Source organism: Leisingera sp. ANG-M6, from assembly GCF_000813905.1.
GTDB lineage: Bacteria > Pseudomonadota > Alphaproteobacteria > Rhodobacterales > Rhodobacteraceae > Leisingera.
Map to the genome: position 1 here is coordinate 93,493 of NZ_JWLG01000003.1, position 20,381 is coordinate 113,873.

Genomic DNA, 20,381 nt, shown 5'->3' on the forward strand with positions numbered 1-20,381 from the left:
TTTCAGTGTTGCGGACGGGCGATGGGTATTGTGTCACAGCCGCTGCGGCAGCTCCGGCAGCCGCAGCAGGGAAAGCTCCCGCAGCAAGGGCTGCCGCCGGATGCGCCGCCGCCGGTAGACAACAGCAGCATGATGAAGGCTCTGGTGCTGCGCCAGCATCAGAAAGCCGCGCTTGGACGGGTGCTGGTTGCCGAAGGGCTGGCGAGCGAGGACCAGGTCCAGGACACATTGTCCCGCCAGTACCGGATGCCCCGCGCTGACTTGTCCGGCCAGATGGCCAACTCCCGGCTGCTGGCCTGCAAACCCGCGCGGTTCTGGCTGCGCCACTGCGCGGTTCCCTGGATGCAGCTGGGCCGGACCGTCACAGTGGCGGTTGCCCACCCCGACCGGTTTGAGACCCTGCAGCAGGAACTGCGGGACAGTTTCCAGCAGGTCACCCCGGTTCTGGCCAGTGAAGCCCAGATTACAGCACTGCTTACCGGCCATTTCAGCCCCGCCCTGGTGCAGCAGGCCAGCTGCAGCGTGGCCCCGCAGCTAAGCTGCCGCACCCTGCGGCTTGCGCGGGGCCGCGCTCTGCTGGCCACCTTGGCCGCCCCGGCGCTCTTTCTGTCCTGGCACGCTCCGGCAGCGGTTTTCACCTCTCTCAGCGCATTGGCGCTGCTCTCTGTAATTCTGTTTACCGCGCTCAAGCTCTGCGGACTCGCCTCTTACTGGCATGCACGCGCGCACCGGGTATCCACCAAGCCCGAGCTTGCCACGCCTCCCCGCACCTCCTGCCCTATGATTTCAATCCTGATTCCGCTCTATCAGGAGGCCGAGATCAGCCGCGCCTTGCTCACCCGGATGCGGAAACTCAGCTATCCGCGGGCGCAGACAGACGTGATCCTGGTGCTGGAGGAGCACGACAGCGTCACCCGTGCCGCCCTGCAGAACGCCCGCCTGCCCGCTTGGATCCGCGTGGTGGAAGTGCCGGCCTTCGGCGGGCTGACGACAAAACCCCGGGCGATGAACTATGCGCTGAATTTCTGCCGGGGCGACATCATCGGGGTCTGGGACGCAGAAGATGCGCCCCAGGCCGAGCAGCTGAATCAGGTCGCGCAGGCCTTTGCCGCCGCTGATAAACGGACGGCGTGTTTTCAGGGAGTGCTGGACTACTACAATCCGGGCACCAACTGGATATCACGCTGCTTCACGCTGGAATATGCCAGCTGGTTCCGCATCGTTTTGCATGGCATCGCCCGGCTCGGCCTTGTTGTGCCTCTGGGCGGCACCACCATGTTTGTGCGCCGCAAGGTGCTGGAGGAACTGGGCGGCTGGGATGCCCACAACGTCACCGAAGACGCTGATCTGGGCGTCCGCCTGTACCGGGCAGGATACCGCACGGAAATGCTGCCCAGCACGACATATGAGGAAGCCAACTGGCGCCCCTGGCCCTGGATCAAGCAGCGTTCCCGCTGGCTCAAGGGGTTTATGGTGACCTATCTGGTGCATATGCGCCAGCCGCTGCGGCTGCTAGCGGAACTGGGCTGGAAGCGTTTTCTGGGCTTTCAGGCGTTCTTTCTGGGCACCATCGGGCAGTTCCTGTTTGCCCCGGTGCTGTGGTCGTTCTGGCTGTTCACCCTGGGCCTGCCGCACCCCAGCGACGAGAGCCTGCCGCCGCTGCTGCTGACGCTGGCCGCGGCAATGCTGGTGTTCTTTGAAGGGTTGGGGCTGGTTATAAGTATCACCGCGGCCTTTGCCATGGGCCGCCCGTGGCTGGCAGCCTGGGCACCTGCAATGATCCTTTACTTCCCGATGGGCGCCGTTGCGGTTGCCAAGGCGGCGCATGAACTGCTCGCCCGGCCATTTTTCTGGGACAAGACGGCCCACGGCATCAAACCCGCCACCAAACGCCGCCGCCGCCGCTGGCGGGTTATCCCCGCCCGCTGGCGTCCTGCTTCAGCCGGGTCATGAACGCGATTGAAATATGCTCCTTCAGCGCTTCACCCGCTGCCGCCTCATCGCGGCGGCTGATCGCGTCGACAATTCCCTTGTGCTCTGACTGGGCAATCTCGCTGCGGCCCTCGGCCGCCAGCGAGGTGGTTGCCATCAGCGCCATCGTCCGGTGCACCAGATCCAGCTGCTGCACCAGGTAACGGTTGTGCGATGCCAGGTGGATCTGCTCATGGAACCGGCGGTTTGCCTTGGACAGCGCCGCCGGATCGCCGACCAGCTTGTCGTCGGACTCGACCATCTCCTTCAGCACCTTGATCTCTTCTTCGGTGGCATGGCGCGCCGCCAGCTGCGCCGCCAGCCCCTCCAGCTCGCGCCGCACCACATAGAGCTCTGCCATCTGGTTGTGATCCAGCGAAGCGACGATCAGGGACCGCCCGTCACGTTCGAGCAGCGATTGCGTCTCCAGCCGCTGCAACGCTTCGCGGATCGGGGTGCGCGACACGCCAAAGCGCTCCGCCAGATCGCTTTCCACCAGCCGGTCGCCCGGTTTGTAGATCCCCGAGTCGATCGCCTCGAGGATCAGCGCATAGGCATCTTTCTGGTTGCTGCGGCTCTGGCTCATGGTCGCCCCTCGTCTGTTTTGATCCGACAATCTCTACAGCGCATCCCCCAGCAATCAACCCTGATGGCGCCAACGCGCTGAAAACCCGCAGGCAAAATGCGCTTTTGATTGCAAATGCCGCTTGGGGGCCCTACTTCGGCACCATGCCCAAACACGCCTTTTCCCACGTCCGCCAATGGGTGTTCGATCTCGACAACACCCTCTATCACCCCTCCGCCCGGCTGTTCGACCAGATCGAGGTCAAGATGACGGCCTATGTGATGGATGCGCTCAAGGTCGACAGGGCAGAGGCCGACCGCCTGCGCAGCCATTACTGGCGCGAGCATGGCACAACCCTTGCCGGGCTGATGCGCGAACACGATCTGGACCCGGACCCCTATCTGGTCGCAGTCCACGACATCTCTATGGACCATCTGGAGGAGGACGCGCCGCTGGCGGCCGCGATCCGCAATCTGCCCGGCAAGAAGATCGTCTATACCAACGGCTCTGCCCCCTATGCCGAGCGGGTACTGGCCGCGCGCGGACTGTCCGGACTGTTCGATGAGGTTTACGGCGTCGAACATGCGGACTACCACCCGAAGCCCGAACGCCGCGCCTTTGACCGGGTGTTTGCCCGCGCCGGGATCGCCCCGCAGCAGGCCGCCATGTTCGAGGATGATCCGCGCAACCTGGCCGCCCCGCATGAGATGGGCATGCGCACCGTGCATGTGGCGCCAGAGCCGGTACAGGCGGACCATATCCACCATCACTCGGACGATCTGGCCGGATTCCTCGCCGCTCTGACTTGAGCCCGGAACCAGTGCCAGGACGCTTTTGCGCAGCCGTTTGCCGCATCGCAAAATGTGTGCAATTGCATTCCGGCAAAACTTCGCAACTGCGGCAAAATATACCTGTTTGCTGCATGTTTTCCTCCCTATATGCGCCCCGAAACGACCTGATGGAGCCTGACCGATGAGCGCATATACCCTCCCCGCCCAACTGACCCTGTGGCAGCGCATCCTGTTTGCCGTGCCGCTGCTGGGACGGATCTTCAAGGAGGTCGCCTACGGCCCGGAAGAGAACATCGGCTACGCCCTGGCAACCTTTGTCAGCCTCTGGGGCTGCTCGGTCCTGCTGTTCGGTATTCCGGGGCTGTATATCCCCGCGCTGTGCATGGTGCCGGTGATGTTTCTGGTTCTGCTCTCCATCACCCGCGGCTAATTCCCCGCGCGGCAGGTTGCTGCTTGTCTTCCCCCTCCGTCAGGGCCTATTTCAGGGCAACAACGGAGGGCTGAGACCATGGCCGAGACCTGCGACATCCTGATTTCCGGCGGCGGCATTGCGGGACTGACCGCAGCCGCCGCGTTTGCCTCCAAGGGCTTCAGCGTCATTTGCGCCGACCCGGCCCCGCCGGTCACCGAACGCGACGCCGAAGGTTCCGACCTGCGCACCACCGCTTTTCTGCAACCGGCCCAGGCGCTGCTGGAGCGCTGCGGGATTTGGGCGCGGCTGGCGGATCACGCCGCCCCCTTGCAGATCATGCGGATCGTCGATGCCGGCGGCGCCCGGCCCGAACCGCGGGTGGTCAAGGACTTCAACGCCGCTGACATTTCTGACCAGCCTTTCGGGTGGAACCTGCCCAATTGGCTGCTGCGGCGCGAGATGATTGCCCGGCTGGCGGAACTCCCGAACGTCGACCTGCGCTTTGGTACCGGCACCACCGCCCTGTTCACCCGCACCGATGAGGCGCGCGTCAGCCTCAGCGACGGCAGCCAGGTGACGGCCAAACTGGTGGTGGCCTGCGACGGCCGCAACTCCCCGATGCGCCAGGCCGCAGGCATTCCGGTGAAAACCACCCGCTACGGGCAAAAGGCGCTGGCCTTTGCCGTCACCCATCCGGTGCCGCATGAAAACGTCTCAACCGAGATCCACCGCTCCGGCGGGCCGTTCACGCTGGTGCCTCTGCCCGACTACCAGGGCCAGCCGTCCTCCGCCATTGTCTGGATGGAGCGCGGCCCCGAGGCGCAGGAACTCTTGAACCTGGAACCCGCAGCCTTCGAGGCCGCGATGACCGAGCGCAGCTGCGGGCTGTTCGGCGATCTGAAACTGGCCTCGCGCCGCACCATCTGGCCGATCATCAGTCAGTCGGCAGAGCGGCTGAACGGCGAGCGGCTGGCGCTGATGGCCGAAGCCGCCCATGTGGTGCCGCCGATCGGCGCCCAGGGTTTGAACATGTCCCTGGGCGATCTGCGCAGCCTGCTGGACCTGGCTGAGGCCCGCGCCGAGGGCTTGGGCGATGCGCAGATGCTGGCCGCCTACCACAAGGCCCGCCACAACGAGATCCTGCTGCGCGTGAAGGGCATCGACCTCCTGAACCGCACCTCCATGCTGGCGCCGCGCCCGCTGCGCGACCTGCGTGCCTTTGGCCTCAACGCGCTGTATTCGCTGGCCCCGGTGCGCAAAACGCTGATGCAGATGGGCCTTGGTGTGAAGTAACATGCGGGCTGCCGGACGCTTTTTGAAAGGCCACTGGCAGCTCCTCTGCCTGACCCTGGCGATTGCCATCCTCTGGCAAACCCCGGCGCTGCTTCCGTTGCGGATCCTGACCGTGTTCCTGCATGAAGTCTCCCATGCCGGCATGACCTTGCTGACCGGCGGGGATGTGGTCAGCCTGACCATCGACCCCTATGAAGGCGGCAGAGTGGTCTCGCGCGGCGGCAGCCGGTTCCTGACGCTCACGGCAGGCTACACCGGATCGCTGCTGATCGGTTCTGCCCTGTTCGTGATTGCCCTGCGCACCGATTGGGACCGCAAGGTGCTCGCCTTCTTCGGCGCAATCACCCTGGCGGTTGCGGCTTTTTATGTCCGGGATCTGTTCGCGCTTGGCTTTACCCTTGCCACCGGCGCGCTGATGCTCGCCGCATCGCGCTACCTCAGCCTCAATATCAACGACATGATCCTGCGGGTGATCGGGGTCAGCAGCATGATCTACGTGCCGCTTGATATCTGGGACGACACCATCGCGCGATCCTACCTGCGCTCCGACGCGCGGATGATGGCGGAGGAGTTCGGCGGCGTAACCATGCTATGGGGCGGAATATGGCTGGCCATCAGCCTCGGGGTGATCTGGCTCACCCTGCGCCACGGGCTGGGCCGCACAAGCAATATCCCCTTGCGCAGCCCAGTCCAGATTTTGCGTTAAAGCACCTGATCCACGACTGTTTTCAGCCGTGCGATGGTGGCATCCACGTCATAGAGCTTGTCCAGACCGAACAGTCCGAGGCGGAAGGTGCGGAAATCGGCAGGCTCATCACACTGCAGCGGCACGCCGGCGGCGATCTGGGTACCCAGTGCCAGGAACTTCTTGCCGTTCTGCACGTCCGGATCAGAGGTATAGCTCACCACCACGCCCGGCGCACCGAAGCCATCCGCCGCAACTGAGGTGATCCCCTTCTCCTTCAGCATCGCCCGCACGCCGTTGCCCAGCGCCCACTGCGCATCGCGCAAGCGGCCGAACCCGTACTCCTTGGTCTCCAGCATGGTGTCGCGGAAGGCCTTCAGCGCATCGGTCGGCATGGTCGCGTGATAGGCGTGGCCGCCATCCTCATACGCCTTCATGATGGTACGCCACTGTTTGAGGTTAATGGCGAAACTGTCCGACGTGGTTTCCTCCAACCGCGCCAGCGCACGGTCCGAGAACATCACTAGGCCGGCAGACGGAGACGCGCTCCAGCCCTTTTGCGGGGCAGAGATCAGCACGTCGACACCGGTTGCCTTCATGTCGATCCAGGCACAGCCCGACGCGATGCAGTCCAGCACCATCAGCGCGCCCACCTCATGCGCAGCCGCCGCCATGGCGGTCACATAGTCATCCGGCAGGATCACACCGGCAGCGGTCTCCACATGCGGGGCAAAGACGATATCCGGCTTCTGCTCATGAATCGCAGCCACCACATCCGCAATCGGCGCGGGCTCAAACGGCGAGGCGCTCTCATTGCCGGTGCGGCGTGCCTTCATCACGGTGGAGGAAGCGGTGAAGCCGCCGGCTTCAAAGATCTGGCTCCAGCGGTAAGAGAACCAGCCGTTGCGCACGACAAGCGCATTTGCCCCACGGGCAAACTGGCGCGCCACCGCCTCCATCGCATAAGTCCCGCCACCCGGCACCAGCGCCACAGCCTCGGCGTTATAGACCTCTTTCAGCATCCCGTTGATGTCCAGCATCACGGTCTGAAAGGCCTTGGACATGTGGTTGAGCGAGCGGTCGGTGAAAACCACCGAGAATTCATCCAGACCCTGCGGGTCCACGGTATCGAGCAGTGCCATCTGGGCCTCCCTTGGTATTCCTCATGTAACGGCTAGCCGGTGCCGCAGGCTTTGGCAAAGCCTACAATGGCATACAGCGCCGCCGCCGTTCTCCGAAGGGTGATACTGGCGGAACTCAGCAGAAAAGACAGCCCAAGCACGACAGAAAACACCCGTATTTGCGCCAAGCGGGTTTCACATCGGCAACAAAGGTGCGCCGGGTCACCCCAGCGGCCCCGGCCGCCGCTCCTCGCTCAGCAGCACATTGGCCTCGACATTGCCCACCCCGGGCAGTGTCATCACCCGCCGCCGCAGCACGCGTTCAAAATCGGAGATGTCCCGCGCCGTCACCCGCAGGCGGTAGTCATACATGCCCAGAACATGCTCCACCGTCTGCACCTCGGGGATGGCGGACACCGCGCGCTCAAAGTCCTCCAAACTGACCCGCCCCTTGGTGGCCAGCTTCACCCCCAGAAAGACGGTCACGCCAAACCCCAGCTTTTCCTTGTCCAATTCCAGCCTGCGGCCCGCGATGATGCCCGTCTCCTGCAGCCGCTTGATCCGCCGCCAGGTGGCCGGTTGACTCAACCCCATCTGCCGCCCCAGCGCCCCTGCGGACAGCGTTGCATCCTCAGACAAGGCCCGCAGGATGGCGAAATCCAGATCATCCAGCGCGCTCATACCGGCAGCACCTCATCCGACTTGATCCGCGCCACATGCATCAGCGCCTCGATATCCGTGATATGCGGCAGGTTCAAAATGGCGGCGCGGTAGATTTGCTGGTAGTGCGGCATGTCCCGCGCGATCACCGAAAGCCGCACATCGACCTGCCCCAGAAAGGTCTGGATCTCGATCACCTCGGCAATACCGCGGGCCGCCTCGATGAATTCGTCAAAGGCGCGCGGGTTGGTCTTGTCCAGCGTCACCCGCAGAGAGACCTCCACCCCATACCCCAATGCGCGCCAGTCGATCACCGCGCGCTGGCCGAGGATCACGCGCGCGTCGCGCAGCTTCTCCAGCCGCCGCGACAGGCGCGATGCGCTGAGGCCAAGGCGTTCGGCCAGGTCCGGAATCGACTGCTCCGGGTCGCTTTGCATATAGCGCAGAATGCGCCGGTCGAGGTCATCAAGCATGATTTCTTCACTATCAGTCAAAGTGACGAATGACCACTGCAAAGAAACTGCGAAATTCATGCGCAACAGCAATCGCCTTCCCCGCCCACATGCCTATGATGCCCTCAAACACCAAACGAAAGGACGTGGATCATGCGCGTTTATTACGACCGCGATTGCGATGTGAACCTGATCAAGGACAAGAAAGTGGCCATCCTGGGCTATGGCTCCCAGGGCCACGCCCACGCGCTGAACCTGCGCGATAGCGGCGCCAAGAACCTTGTTGTTGCTCTGCGCGAAGGCTCCCCCTCCGCCAAGAAAGCCGAAGGCGAAGGCCTGCAGGTCATGGGCATCGCAGAAGCGGCCGCCTGGTGCGACGTGATCATGTTCACCATGCCCGACGAACTGCAGGCTGAGACCTACAAGAAATACGTCCACGACAACATCCGTCCGGGTGCCGCCATCGCGTTTGCCCACGGCCTGAACGTGCACTTCGGCCTGATTGAGCCGAAAGAAGGCGTCGACGTCATCATGATGGCGCCCAAGGGCCCGGGCCACACCGTGCGCGGCGAATACACCAAAGGCGGCGGCGTGCCCTGCCTGGTTGCGGTTCACACCGACGCCACCGGCAAAGCGCTGGAAACCGGCCTGTCCTACTGCTCCGCCATCGGCGGCGGCCGCTCCGGCATCATCGAAACCAACTTCCGCGAAGAATGCGAAACCGACCTGTTCGGCGAGCAGGCGGTTCTCTGCGGCGGCCTGGTTGAACTGATCCGCTGCGGTTTCGAGACCCTGGTCGAAGCCGGCTATGCCCCGGAAATGGCCTATTTCGAGTGCCTGCACGAAGTGAAGCTGATCGTTGACCTGATCTATGAAGGCGGCATCGCCAACATGGACTACTCGATCTCCAACACCGCCGAGTACGGCCAGTACGTCACCGGCCCGCGCATCCTGAAGTACGACGAAACCAAAGCCCGCATGAAAGCGGTTCTGGAAGACATCCAGCAGGGCAAATTCGTCCGCGACTTCATGCTGGAAAACCAGGTTGGCCAACCGACCCTGAAAGCGTCCCGCCGTGCCAACGACGAGCACCTGATCGAAGAGACCGGCGCCAAGCTGCGCGGCATGATGCCCTGGATCTCGGCCGGCAAGATGGTCGACAAAGAGAAGAACTAAGGCGCCCGCGGAACCCTCCGCTGACCTTACCTCTGCAGGGCGCTCCGGTTTTGGGGCGCCCTTTTTCATTTATTTTATTGAGGTTATCCGATGCCAGATTCTCCCGGCGCTGCCAATTGGGCCAAGCTGCTGTTCCTCGGTGTAATCTGGGGCGCCTCTTTCATGGCGGTGTCGCTGGCACTCAGGGGCTTCCCGCCGATGACCATCGCCGCGCTTCGGATCTCCATCGGCGCGCTGTGCCTTCTGGGCGCGATCTATGCCATGGGCATCGGCCTGCCCTCCCCGCGCACGCGTGATGGCCGGATCATCTGGGCCTGCGCCATCGGCATGGGGTTCTTTACCAACGCCCTGCCCTTCACCCTGCTCAGCTGGGGGCAGACCTATGTGGCCAGTGGCTTTGCCGGGGTCTGCATGGCGGTGGTGCCGCTGTTTGTGCTGCCGCTGGCGCATCTGCTGGTTCCGGGCGAAAGCATGACCCTGCGCCGCACCATCAGCTTCCTGATCGGCTTTGCCGGCGTGGTGGTGCTGATCGGCCTCGACGCCTTCCGCTCTGCCGGCACGGATTTCGAATCGCTGGCCCGCCTGGCCTGCCTGGGCGCTTCGCTCTGTTACGCCATCGGCTCAATCATCACCCGACTCTGCCCGCAGGTGAACATGCTGTCGCTCTCCGCCGCCGCTCTCCTCTGCGGTGCCGCCATGATGACCCCGGCCGCGCTCTGGGCCGAAGGTGTGCCGGAATTGCCCGCCGTCCTGCCGCTTGGTGCCGTTATCTACCTTGGCCTGCTGCCCACTGCCCTCGCCCAGGTGCTGCTGGTGCAAGTCGCCCGCAGCGCAGGCCCGGCATTCCTGTCCACCGTGAACTACCAGGTGCCGGTCTGGTCGGTGATCTTCGGCGCAGCCCTTCTGGGGGAAACCCTGCCGCCGCAGCTGTTTGCCGCCCTGGCGCTGATCCTCGGCGGCCTGCTCCTCAGCCGCAGCCGCCGCCCGCGCGTGGCGTAAAGCGCAAACTGTTCGATCGGTAACAAAGCAATTGCCATTGACCCCGCCCGCCCGGCGGGGTCTTGTCGCGCGGAGACCCGGCACGAGGACCCCATGCCCGATATCGCCCCGCGCTACTGGCTGATGATTGCCACCCTCGGCTTTGTCTGGGGCGGGACGTTTCTGCTGATCAAGCTGGCGCTCAATGGGATCACCCCGTTCTGGCTGGCCGCCAGCCGGATCGGCTTTGCCGCGCTGCTGCTGTGCGCGGTCTGGGGGTGGCGCGGGTTCAAACTGTTCCGGGGCGAGGCCAACTGGCCGTCGCTGATCCTGATCGGCATCCTCAGCACCGCCCTGCCCTTCATGCTGATCAACTGGGGCCAGCAGCACGTCTCCTCCGGCTTCACCGGCGTCAGCATGGCGGCAATCCCGCTGATGGTGCTGCCTCTGGCGCATGTCTTTGTGCCGGGCGAACAAATGACCCTGCGCCGCCTCATCGGCTTCTGCATCGGCTTTGCCGGGGTTGCTCTGCTGATCGGTGGCAAGGCATTTGAAACCAGCGGCGCCGAACTGGAGGCCTATGGCCGCGCCGCCTGCCTGTCAGCGGCGGCCTGCTACTCGGTCAGCTCAATCCTGACCCGCCGCCTGCCGCCTGCCGACCCTGTCGGGCTGGCCGCCATATTCCTGGTGATCGGCTGTTTCATCACCTTTCCAGCCGCATGGGTTGCCGAAGGCCCGCCGGTAATGCCAGACACCCGGACCTTGCTGATTGCCGCCGTGCTCGGCCTGATCCCAACAGCCGCCGCCAACCTCTTGCGGGTCATCGTGGTGCGCGAGGCAGGCCCCACCTTCATGACCCTCACCAACTATCAGGTGCCGGTCTGGGCCGTGGTGCTGGGCGCGGTTTTCCTGGGCGAGGAGCTGCCGCCCTCGATGCTGCTGGCAATGGTGATGATCCTCGGCGGCCTCGGCCTCAGCCAGTTCGGCAGGCTCAGCCGCCTGTTCGGAAAACGGGGCTGAGCGCCCGCCGCCTTAATCGGCGACGGCGGCCTCAACCGCGGCAACCACGCTGTCGACTGCCAGCGTCATCAGCTCAGCGTCTTCGCTTTCAGCCATCACCCGCACCAGCGGCTCGGTGCCGGACTTGCGGATCAGCAGACGGCCCTGGCCGTCCAGCATCTTCTCTGCCGCGGCAATCGCCTCCTGCACCCGGGCTTCCTCCAGCGGCACCTGACCCGCCTGGAACCGCACGTTGCGCAGCCGCTGCGGCACGGTTTCAAACTGATGCGCCAGCTGGGACGCCTTCTGCCCCGTCTGCACCATCTCCGCCAGGAAATGCAGCCCCGCCATCAGCCCGTCGCCGGTGGTGGCGTAATCGCTCATCACGATATGGCCGGACTGTTCGCCACCCAGGTTAAAGCCGCCTTCGCGCATCCGCTCCACCACGTAGCGGTCACCAACAGCCGTGCGCTCCAAGCCCAGGCCATTGGCTTCCAGATGCCGCTCGAGACCAAGGTTCGACATCACCGTCGCCACCAGTGCGCCGCCGTCCAGCTGCCCCTGCTCAGCCCAGCGGGTCGCCAGCAGCGCCATCAGCTGGTCGCCATCAGCGACAGTGCCGGTCTCGTCGATCAGGATCACCCGGTCTGCATCGCCGTCCAGGCAAATGCCTACATGGGCGCCATGCGCCACCACCGCCTCTGCCGCGGTCTGCGGATGCGTCGAACCGCAGCCGCGGTTGATGTTCAAACCATCCGGCGACACCCCAACCGGGATCACTTCCGCCCCCAGCTCCCACAGGACCTCAGGCGCGGTCCGGTGCGCCGCGCCATTGGCGCAGTCGATCACAACCTTCAGGCCATTCAGACCCAGGTTTCGCGGAAGCGAGCTTTTGACCCGCTCACCATAACGGAACCGGGCATCGTCGATCCGCTTGGCGCGGCCGATGTTTGCGGCCTGGGCCGGCTCAACCCCGGCTTCAACCAGCGCCTCGATCTCCATCTCCGCACTGTCCGACAGTTTGAAGCCGTCGGGTCCGAAGAACTTGATGCCATTGTCCTCGGACGGGTTGTGGCTGGCAGAAATCATCACACCAAGGTCCGCCCGCATCGAGCGCGTCATCAGCCCGACCGCCGGCGTTGGCACCGGCCCCAGCAGCAGCACGTTCATACCGGTCGAGGTCAGCCCCGCAGTCAGCGCGTTCTCAAACATGTAGCCGGACAGCCGGGTGTCCTTGCCGATCACCACACGGTGCACCCCGGTGCCGTCGCGCCGGAAATACCGCCCCACTGCCGCACCGATGCGCAGCGCCATCTCGGCGGTCATGGGATGGGTGTTGGCGGTGCCGCGCACGCCATCGGTTCCAAAGAGTTTCCGCATTATGCTTTCCTGCCTAAAAGGCCTTACCGGACCGCCTGCCAAAGCCGCAGAGCCTGAACCGTCTCAGCCACGTCATGCACCCGCAGGAATTGCACGCCTTGCGCCAGGGCCGCAAGCCCCACCGCAATTGAACCCGGCGCCCGGGCATCCGCGCGCGGTGCATCGCCGATGGTGCCGATGAATTTCTTGCGGGAAACACCCAGCAGCACCGGGCAGCCAAGCCCGTGAAACAGGCTGAGATTGCGCAGCAGCGTCAGATTATGCTCCTGCGTCTTGCCAAAGCCGATGCCCGGGTCGATCACGATCTGCTCACGGACCACGCCGATGGCCTCCAGCCGGTCGATCTGGTCGCTCAGGAAGTCATAGACATCCAGCAGCACATTTCCGTATTGCGGGTCATCCTGCATGGTGGCCGGGTCGCCTTGGGCATGCATGATGCAGACCGGCACGCTGGCCTGCGCCGCCAGCGGCGCCAGCGCCGGGTCAAAGGTAAAGCCGGAGACATCATTCAGCAGGTTCGCCCCCGCCTCCAGCGCCTCCATGCCCACCGTGGCCTTACGGGTGTCGATGGAGACCGGCACCGGGCACTCCGCGCGAATGGCCGCGATCACCGGCGCCGTGCGCTCGATTTCTTCGGCTTCCGGAACCTCAGCGGCCCCGGGCCGGGTGGATTCGCCACCCACGTCGATGATCGTGGCGCCATCAGCCACCATCTGCAGCGCCGCTTCCTTTCCAGCCTCAATACCGGCATGCTTGCCGCCATCCGAGAAGCTGTCCGGCGTCACATTCAAAATGCCCATGATCTGCGGCTGGGTCATGTCCAGCCCGGCGATCGAGGCACGCCGCGCGCTCAGGCGGCGGCGCTCGGCCTCCGGCACCAGACCGGCAGGCACGATCCGCGGCGGCGCATCGCGGCTCAGGATCTCAACCTCGGTAAACCACAGGGCACTGCCCGCCAGCGGAACCGCGCCTTCGGGGCGCGCCTCGCCGTGCTGAACCAACGGCCGGTAATATGTCACAGTTGTGCTTGCTCCACGCTGACATCCCGCAGGGGGACACCGGGATTATCGGGCAAATCCCCGCCAAGCACAATCATCTCACCCGCTTCAAAGGTCGCTGCAAACCAGGCCGCCAGCGCAACCGAGTTCGATGGCGGCGCCGAAGGGCCGTCCACCGCGTCCAGCACGATCTTGGACGGTGCCCAGACGCAGATCTGGCGGTTCTTCATCGCCCAGTCCAGCTCGGTCCGGGTCGAAACCACGACGCAGCGGTCATCCTTGGCCGCCAGGCGCCAGGCGTTTTGCTCAATCGCCAGCAAATCGATCCGCCGCTGGGTCCATTTGTGGCCCGTCTCGGGCACCGCCAGCGGATGCGTCCCGACACACAGGATCAGCGGCCGCTGGCGGCATTCCATCTGGTCGATCCATCCGGTCAGGTTTTCACTGTCGATGGCCGCGTTGGACAGATACATCAGCCGCGGATGCGGGCGGTCCTGCTCTTCCGCCAAATGGGTGATCTGGTCCTTGGAGCGCACCACTTCGACGCCCAGAGCGCCGGGGCCGCGGTCCAGCTTCTCGATCCGCACGAAGGCGCGCACCGCCTGATGCTCCAGCAGGATCCGTTCAGCCACGCGTTCTGCCAGCGTCTCCAGCAGGTTCAGCCGTTCCGCCGCCAGCTCATGGGCGATGGCTTCGGTCAGCTTGTCATAGGACAGGATCCGGTCGACATCGTCATCCAGGTCCTTGGGCAGCGGCGCGATTTCGACCACCACATTGAAACTGATCCGCTGGGTTGTGCCGCGCTCCGCCTGGAACGCGCCGATCTCCACCTCGACAGTATGATCGCGCAGCGAAATGCGGTCCAGCAGGCCGGGCGCGGCAGTGGCCATCGAACGCTCGGACGGATGCGCAAAGGCAAGGCGGATTTCAGAGGGCATGGCAGAACGGGCCTTTGGCTGGCTGTGTCAGGTGTGGGACCCAACAATAGACTTTCGGCGGCTTCTTAACAGTCCCGCATACGCCATGCCAGTAGCAGAAAGCGGCACATGCATGCCGCCTTCAGGCCATCAGTTGCTCATCGCGGTCTGGTAGCGATCGTCGCGGTAGAACAGGTGCACACCAATGCGCGTGGTGTTTGTGAAGGTGCGGCTCCAGCGCGGGCGCACCGCGGTGGTATGATAGTAGGTCGCACCTTCCGTCAGCTCCGACTTCAGCCCGTCCAGCGCCGCGCGCGCCACCTTGGCTACCCGCTGATACGCTTTCTTCTCGCGGATCACTTCCTTGTGGCCGTCGCAAGTGTAGGTGAACTGGCACTGGTACTTGCGCCCAGTTCCCTGGTTGATCACCCCGCAAGGGGTGTTCGGGAACTGCTCGCTTCTGACCCGGTTCAGGATCACCTCGGCCACCGCAAACTGGCCCTTCACGGTCTCGCCGCGCGCCTCGAAGTACAGGGCCTCAGCCAGGCAGGCGAATTGCTCGCCCCCGGTCGCTTTCGGCTGGTCATCCAGCCAGGCCTTGGAGTACTCCACCTGCTGCGTGCCGGTCTTGCGGTTCTTGAACGGATTGGAGCGGAATCCGAAAAATCCGCTGAACTTCCGCGCAGGCACCGCGTTGAGACTGGCCTGCTCACGCTCGATCAGCGTATCCAGGCCGGTTTCGGCAGCAACACTCTTACCCATCGTGATGGTGGCAGCCATCACGGCAATCATAGTCAACAATTTCATTCAGGGTTCCCCCGTCCTAACAGCCTGCAACCGGTTTCCCCGGCCACATGCGGTCGCATCCCTTAATGGAAACAGCTCCAAACGTCCAGCTTGCCGCCCCGGGGTGCGACAGCATGGTTAACGCAAGTGCGGAGCCGTCCCCGTTTCCTGCGGCTGGATGACCTGAATTTTCCTAATATTTTGTGTAAGTTGGCGCGATCTGACCGGTTTTGCTGCCAATCGCCAGCTGGGCGGCGGCTAACCGCGCAACCGGCACGCGGAATGGCGAGCACGAAACGTAATCAAAGCCCGCGTCACGGCAAAATGCAATCGATTCGGGGTTGCCGCCATGCTCTCCGCAGATCGAAAGCGTTATTTCGCCGTTCTCTGCCCGGCCCCGCTGAACCCCCAGTTTCAGCAGTTCGCCGACTCCGTCGGTATCCAGAACATGGAACGGATCCTCCGGGAACACCCCCTGGTTGACGTATTCCGACATGAACCGCCCGGCATCATCCCGCGACAGACCGTAGGTCATCTGGGTGAGGTCGTTGGTTCCGAAGCTTAGGAAAGCCGTGTGCGGCGAAATCTCCCCTGCCCGCAGGGCGGCGCGCGGTGTCTCCACCATCACGCCCAGCCGGTAGGTGAAATCCTCGCCCCGCTCCAGTTTTACTGCCGAGGCCACCGCGTCGATGCGGGCCTTCACCAGCTCCACCTCCCGCTTGGCCGAGACCAGCGGGATCATGATCTCCGGCACCACCGGCTCACCCCATTTAGAGGCTTCAAGCGTGGCCTCGAAGATGGCGCGCGCCTGCATGTCATAGATTTCCGGCACCGTAACACCCAGACGCACCCCGCGCAGGCCCAGCATCGGGTTGTACTCATCCATCTCCTCGACCCGCCGGGTCACATCGCTGACCGGAATACCCAAGGCCTCCGACAGCTCACGCTGGCCGGTTTTGGTGGCCGGCAGGAACTCGTGCAGCGGCGGATCGAACAGGCGGATGCAGACCGGCATCCCCTCCATGATCCGGAACAGCTCGCGGAAGTCGTCGCGCTGCATCGGCAGCAGCCGCTCCAGCACCGCTTCCCGGCCCGAGGGCGTCTCGGCAAAGATCATCTCCCGCATCACCGTCAGCCGGCCGGGTTCAAAGAACATATGCTCCGTGCGGCACAGCCCAATGCCCTGAGCATTGAATTTCCGCGCCATTTCAGCATCTTCCGGTGTATCCGCATTGGCACGGATACCGATATCACGGGCCTCGTCCGCCCAGGCCAGCAAGGTCAGCAGCGCGCCATCCTCAGCCGCTTCCAGCATACGCGGCTGGCCTGCCAGAACCTGCCCGCTGCTGCCGTCGATGGTGATTGTATCACCCGGCTTGAAGATCCGCCCGTCTGCCGCCTCCAGCATCTTGCGCTTGCTGTGGAACTTCATGTTCGAGGCGCCGACGATGCACGGCAGCCCCAGACCGCGGCCGATCACCGCCGCATGGCTGGTCATACCGCCCTTCTCGGTCAGCACTGCTGCGGCAGCGTGCATACCGCGCACATCTTCGGGCGAAGTTTCCCGGCGCACCAGAATGCACGGCTCGCCGCGCGCGGCACTGGCCTGCGCCCCGGCGGCAGTGAACACCAGTTTGCCTGTGGCCGCACCGGGGCTGGCGGCTATGCCGCGGCCGATCACATCACGTTCAGCATCCGGCGCCACCTGCCGGTGCAAAAGCTCGTTCAGGATATGCGCGTCGACCCGGATCAGCGCCTCTTCCCTTGGAATCACACCGTCCTCGGCCAGCGCGACCGCAATCCGCACCGCCGCCTGGGCGCTGCGCGTCACCCGCACCCCGTCCAGAATATGCACCCGGCCGTTTTCGACCACAAATTCCAGCTGCATCTCCTCACGCAGCTTAACCCGCATCAGCGCCGCGTGGGTTTTCAGATCGGCAAAGGCCTCCGGCGCCAGTTCCTCCAGCGACAGCCCGCGCGCATCTTTCGCCAGATACAGCGCCCCGGCCCCGGCTCCCAGCGCATCGCGCCCCTGGCTCTGGCTCAGGTAGCGCCCCGTAAGCTGCGGCATGCCGGTGGTGGAATTCACCAGCTGCAATACGCCCGATCCGCATTCCCCTTGGCCCACGCCAGGGATCATTTCCTGCACCACCAGCCCGAGGCCCGCATCGGCCGGCGCGCCCTTGGCCTGGCGCAGCAGCCGGGCTGAGGTACCCTCCCACGCCCGTGCCATCGAGCGCAGCACCGCCGCCAGCTGCTCACCCGGGTCCTGCGGGAATTGCTCGTCGGTTTCCGCCTCATAGGCATGCAAGATCTCGGTCAGCGCATCCGGGCCGCCGTCCTCGACATCGTCGAACACATCCGGGTCCAGCCGTGCCACATGCACCGCATAGGACTGCACGAACCGCAGATAGAGCGCCGCCGCCGCCTCCCGCCCCAGGCTGTCACACAGGTCGACATAACGCGCATCGTTCATACCGATGTTCAGGATTGCCCCCGGCCCGCCCCAATCAGGGTCCTCCGAGGACGGGCGCACGCACAGCAATGCCTCCGGATCAAATTCAGCCAGCACCGCGTTCAGATCCGGCATCTGCCCTTCGGCAATGGAATGCACTGCGTCAAACGACAGCGCCACTGTGCGCGGCACCGGCAGGTCCAAGCGCACCAGCCGCTGCAGGCACTTCGCCCGGCCGCCATGGGTGGCGGTGGCAATAGGCGCTGTCGAAGTGATCAGCGAGGCCGGCGGGATCTGTTCGAAATCTTTCTGCACTGCAGCACATCTCCTTTGAAAGTCACCATAAGGCCAAGACGCGACGGCGCAAGAGTCTTGTAACGGGCCGGTGACGGATCAGGCAGGCACAGATACGAAAAACCGGCCTTCCCTAGCGGAAAGGCCGGTCCCGGCGGGGCGGGTATTTAGGACCAGAAAGAAGCAGCCGGTCCGGCGCTTAGCCCTCAACCTTGGTGAGGTCCGCAACCTGGCCGCAAACCTGGCGGATCTGGCTGAGAAGGTTCAGCCGGTTGCGGCGTACCACTTCACTGTCCGCATTGACCTGCACCGCCTCAAAGAACGCATCGATGGGGGCACGCAGGGCAGCCATGCCCCGCATGGCTGCCGCGAAATCTTCGGCTTCGATAGCCGGAGAGATCGCCGCCCCGCCGGCTTCCAGCGCATCAAACAGCGCGGTTTCGGTGTCGTCCTCGGCAAACTTGCGGTCGGCGCCATAGGAGTATTCCACGCCGTCCTTTTCTTCCGCCTGGCTGAGGATGTTGTTGGCGCGTTTGAAGCCCTGCAGGAGGTTGGTGCCATCCTCGGTCTTCAGGAAATCCTCCAGCGCCCGGGCGCGTTTGACCAGCAGGGTCAAGTCGTCATTGCCGTCCATGGCGATGCAGGCGTCGATCACGTCATGGCGGATGCCCTGATCCCGCAGGAAGACCTTGAGGCGGTCGTGGAAGAAGGACAGGAGGTCTGCTGGGGTTTTCAGAGCATGCTCCAGTTCTTCGGAGGCTTCGCTATCCGCAGTGGGCAAATCCCTAGAAACAAGCTCATTGAGATGCTCTTTGAACCTAGCAAGCAAGTCAGACTCAGACCCGTCTTTGACTACGTGTTGAGAAAAACCACGCAAGTTTAACTTCCAAAGCGAACCACGCACATCATTCTCCAGCACCAGCCGGATCACCCCCAGCGCGGCGCGGCGCAGCGCGAAGGGGTCTTTCGACCCGGTGGGCTTTTCATCAATCGCCCAAAACCCGGTCAGCGTGTCCAGCTTGTCGGCCAGCGCCACAGCGACCGAAACAGGCTCCGACGGCACATCATCGCCCGGCCCCAGCGGCGAGTAATGCTGTTCGCAGGCATTCGCCACTGCCGAGGGCAGGCCCGCGGCCTCGGTATAGTAGCGGCCCATCAGGCCCTGCAGCTCCGGGAACTCATAGACCATTTCCGAGCTGAGGTCGGCCTTCGCCACCCGCGCCGCCTGCTCTGCCAGATCCGCATCGGCGTCCACCACCGGCGCAATTTCCCGCGCCAGCGCGGCGATGCGGTCAATCCGCGCCGCCTGGGTGCCCAGCTTGTTGTGGAAGGTCACATTGCCCAGGTTTTTCACCCAGGCGCTCATGCCCGCCTCGGACTTCGCCGTGCGCAGGTCGTTCTCCCAGAAGAACTTGGCATCGGCCAGACGCGCCGAAAGGACCTTTTGATTGCCTGCCAGGATGGTGGCGCCATTGTCCGCGGTCTCGCGGTTGGCGACGGTGATGAATTTCTCGATCCGCCCCGTCTTGGGGTTCTTCACCGAGAAGAACTTCTGGTGCTCCTTCATAGAGGTCTGCAGCACCTCCGGCGGCAGCGCCAGGAATTCTTCGTCAATCGCGCCCATCAGCACCACCGGCCATTCGACCAGCCCGGCGACCTCAGCCAAGAGGCCCTTGTCCTCGACCACTTCCAGCCCGTTGGCAAAGGCCTGATTGGTCGCCTCCTGCCAAATCGCCTCCGCCCGCTCGCGGGCGTCCAGCACCACATGCGCGCGCTTCAGCTTGGCGGCGTAGTCGTCAAAGCCGGTGACGGTGATCTCCTCCGGCGCCATGAAGCGGTGGCCGCGGGTGGTGTTGCCGGACTTGATACCGTCGATGTCCAGATCGACCACGCTGGCGCCTGCCTCATCCGACAGAATGCAGAGGATCGAATGCAGCGGCCGCACCCAGCGCAAGGAGCCTGCGCCCCAGCGCATCGACTTGGGCCAGGGGAAGTTGCGGATACAGTCTTCCAGCACTTCGGCAATGATCTCCGCCGCCGGGCGGCCTGGCTTTTCGATCATCGCGAAATAGACCGCGCCCTTGGGGGTCTCGCGCTCTTCCAGCTGCTCGCGGGTGAGGCCCGCACCGCGCAGGAAGCCTTCGATGGCCTTGTCCGGCGCGCCCTTTTTCGGCCCCTTGCGCTCTTCCCGGATGGTGGGGCTTTCCGCCAGCAGGCCATCCACCGCCAGCGTCAGGCGGCGCGGCGTCGACAGTGCGGCGGCCCCGGCATAGGTGAGACCCGCCTCGACCAGACCATCGGTCACGCGCTTCTTCAGGTCCTCGGCGGCACGCGCCTGCATGCGGGCCGGGATTTCCTCGGAAAACAGTTCAATCAGCAGATCGGGCATCAGATATCCTCGGGCGTGGCCGCGCGGGCGGGCGCAGCGGAAAATTCAGAAAAGGCGGG

The 20,381-nt window shown here is 64.2% G+C and carries 18 protein-coding genes; 8 read left to right on the plus strand and 10 right to left on the minus strand.

Annotation, left to right across the window (positions count from 1 at the left end; all coding sequences use genetic code 11):
- The first annotated feature begins 21 nt into the window (after positions 1-21).
- Complete coding sequence (locus RA24_RS01825) at positions 22-1,953, plus strand: glycosyltransferase (RefSeq protein WP_039189393.1); 1,932 nt, start codon at positions 22-24, stop codon at positions 1,951-1,953.
- Here RA24_RS01825 and RA24_RS01830 read toward each other — a convergent pair.
- Positions 1,913-2,557, minus strand: a complete 645-nt coding sequence (locus RA24_RS01830; RefSeq protein ID WP_039151715.1) for a GntR family transcriptional regulator — start codon at positions 2,555-2,557, stop codon at positions 1,913-1,915. The two genes, RA24_RS01825 and RA24_RS01830, sit on opposite strands and share 41 nt — an antisense overlap.
- A gap of 143 nt (positions 2,558-2,700) precedes the next feature.
- Between RA24_RS01830 and RA24_RS01835 the strand changes: the two genes are divergently transcribed.
- From RA24_RS01835 to RA24_RS01850, 4 genes are all read left to right on the plus strand, one after another.
- Complete coding sequence (locus tag RA24_RS01835; protein WP_039189472.1) at positions 2,701-3,345, plus strand: pyrimidine 5'-nucleotidase; 645 nt, start codon at positions 2,701-2,703, stop codon at positions 3,343-3,345.
- A gap of 163 nt (positions 3,346-3,508) precedes the next feature.
- Entirely contained in the window at positions 3,509-3,757 is a 249-nt protein-coding gene (locus tag RA24_RS01840) for a hypothetical protein (RefSeq protein WP_019298389.1), read from the plus strand.
- 78 nt (positions 3,758-3,835) lie between these two features.
- Positions 3,836-5,032 (plus strand): UbiH/UbiF family hydroxylase, encoded by a 1,197-nt coding sequence (locus tag RA24_RS01845; protein ID WP_039189394.1) that lies wholly within the window; start codon positions 3,836-3,838, stop codon positions 5,030-5,032.
- 1 nt (position 5,033) lies between these two features.
- A complete protein-coding gene (locus RA24_RS01850) occupies positions 5,034-5,738 on the plus strand; it encodes a M50 family metallopeptidase (protein ID WP_039151723.1) in 705 nt (234 codons plus the stop codon).
- Here the strand turns inward: RA24_RS01850 and RA24_RS01855 are convergent.
- The 3 genes from RA24_RS01855 to RA24_RS01865 all read right to left on the minus strand — a co-directional run bounded on the left by RA24_RS01855 (position 5,735) and on the right by RA24_RS01865 (position 7,971).
- Positions 5,735-6,859, minus strand: coding sequence for an aminotransferase class V-fold PLP-dependent enzyme (locus RA24_RS01855; protein WP_039189396.1), 1,125 nt, complete (start codon positions 6,857-6,859; stop codon positions 5,735-5,737). The two genes, RA24_RS01850 and RA24_RS01855, sit on opposite strands and share 4 nt — an antisense overlap.
- Before the next feature lie 201 nt (positions 6,860-7,060).
- A complete protein-coding gene (locus tag RA24_RS01860) occupies positions 7,061-7,519 on the minus strand; it encodes an Lrp/AsnC family transcriptional regulator (RefSeq protein ID WP_039189398.1) in 459 nt (152 codons plus the stop codon).
- Positions 7,516-7,971: an Lrp/AsnC family transcriptional regulator gene (locus tag RA24_RS01865; RefSeq protein WP_039189399.1), complete on the minus strand. Its 456-nt coding sequence runs from the start codon at positions 7,969-7,971 to the stop codon at positions 7,516-7,518. The genes RA24_RS01860 and RA24_RS01865 overlap by 4 nt, the downstream gene beginning before the upstream one ends.
- Before the next feature lie 132 nt (positions 7,972-8,103).
- Here RA24_RS01865 and ilvC point away from each other — a divergent pair, with 132 nt between their 5' ends.
- The 3 genes from ilvC (at position 8,104) to RA24_RS01880 (ending at position 11,124) form a co-directional block, all read left to right on the plus strand.
- Complete coding sequence (ilvC, locus tag RA24_RS01870; RefSeq protein ID WP_019298383.1) at positions 8,104-9,126, plus strand: ketol-acid reductoisomerase; 1,023 nt, start codon at positions 8,104-8,106, stop codon at positions 9,124-9,126.
- Between the two features lie 90 nt (positions 9,127-9,216).
- A complete protein-coding gene (locus RA24_RS01875) occupies positions 9,217-10,125 on the plus strand; it encodes a DMT family transporter (RefSeq protein ID WP_039189401.1) in 909 nt (302 codons plus the stop codon).
- Between the two features lie 93 nt (positions 10,126-10,218).
- On the plus strand, positions 10,219-11,124 hold the full coding sequence (locus tag RA24_RS01880) for a DMT family transporter (RefSeq protein ID WP_039189403.1): 906 nt from the start codon (positions 10,219-10,221) through the stop codon (positions 11,122-11,124).
- 12 nt (positions 11,125-11,136) lie between these two features.
- Here the strand turns inward: RA24_RS01880 and glmM are convergent, their stop codons facing one another.
- The 6 genes from glmM to glyS all read right to left on the minus strand — a co-directional run bounded on the left by glmM (position 11,137) and on the right by glyS (position 20,322).
- Complete coding sequence (glmM, locus tag RA24_RS01885) at positions 11,137-12,483, minus strand: phosphoglucosamine mutase (RefSeq protein WP_039151735.1); 1,347 nt, start codon at positions 12,481-12,483, stop codon at positions 11,137-11,139.
- 23 nt (positions 12,484-12,506) lie between these two features.
- On the minus strand, positions 12,507-13,502 hold the full coding sequence (folP, locus tag RA24_RS01890; protein ID WP_039151737.1) for a dihydropteroate synthase: 996 nt from the start codon (positions 13,500-13,502) through the stop codon (positions 12,507-12,509).
- On the minus strand, positions 13,499-14,419 hold the full coding sequence (locus RA24_RS01895; protein WP_019298377.1) for a dihydroneopterin aldolase: 921 nt from the start codon (positions 14,417-14,419) through the stop codon (positions 13,499-13,501). Before RA24_RS01895 ends, folP begins: the two co-directional genes overlap by 4 nt.
- Before the next feature lie 129 nt (positions 14,420-14,548).
- Entirely contained in the window at positions 14,549-15,205 is a 657-nt protein-coding gene (locus RA24_RS01900) for a cell wall hydrolase (RefSeq protein ID WP_029205058.1), read from the minus strand.
- 172 nt (positions 15,206-15,377) lie between these two features.
- Positions 15,378-17,954 carry a putative PEP-binding protein gene (locus RA24_RS01905; RefSeq protein ID WP_039189405.1) on the minus strand — a complete coding sequence of 859 codons (2,577 nt, stop codon included), beginning with the start codon at positions 17,952-17,954 and terminating at the stop codon, positions 15,378-15,380.
- 178 nt (positions 17,955-18,132) lie between these two features.
- Positions 18,133-20,322 (minus strand): glycine--tRNA ligase subunit beta, encoded by a 2,190-nt coding sequence (gene glyS / locus RA24_RS01910; RefSeq protein ID WP_039189407.1) that lies wholly within the window; start codon positions 20,320-20,322, stop codon positions 18,133-18,135.
- Positions 20,323-20,381 lie beyond the last annotated feature (59 nt).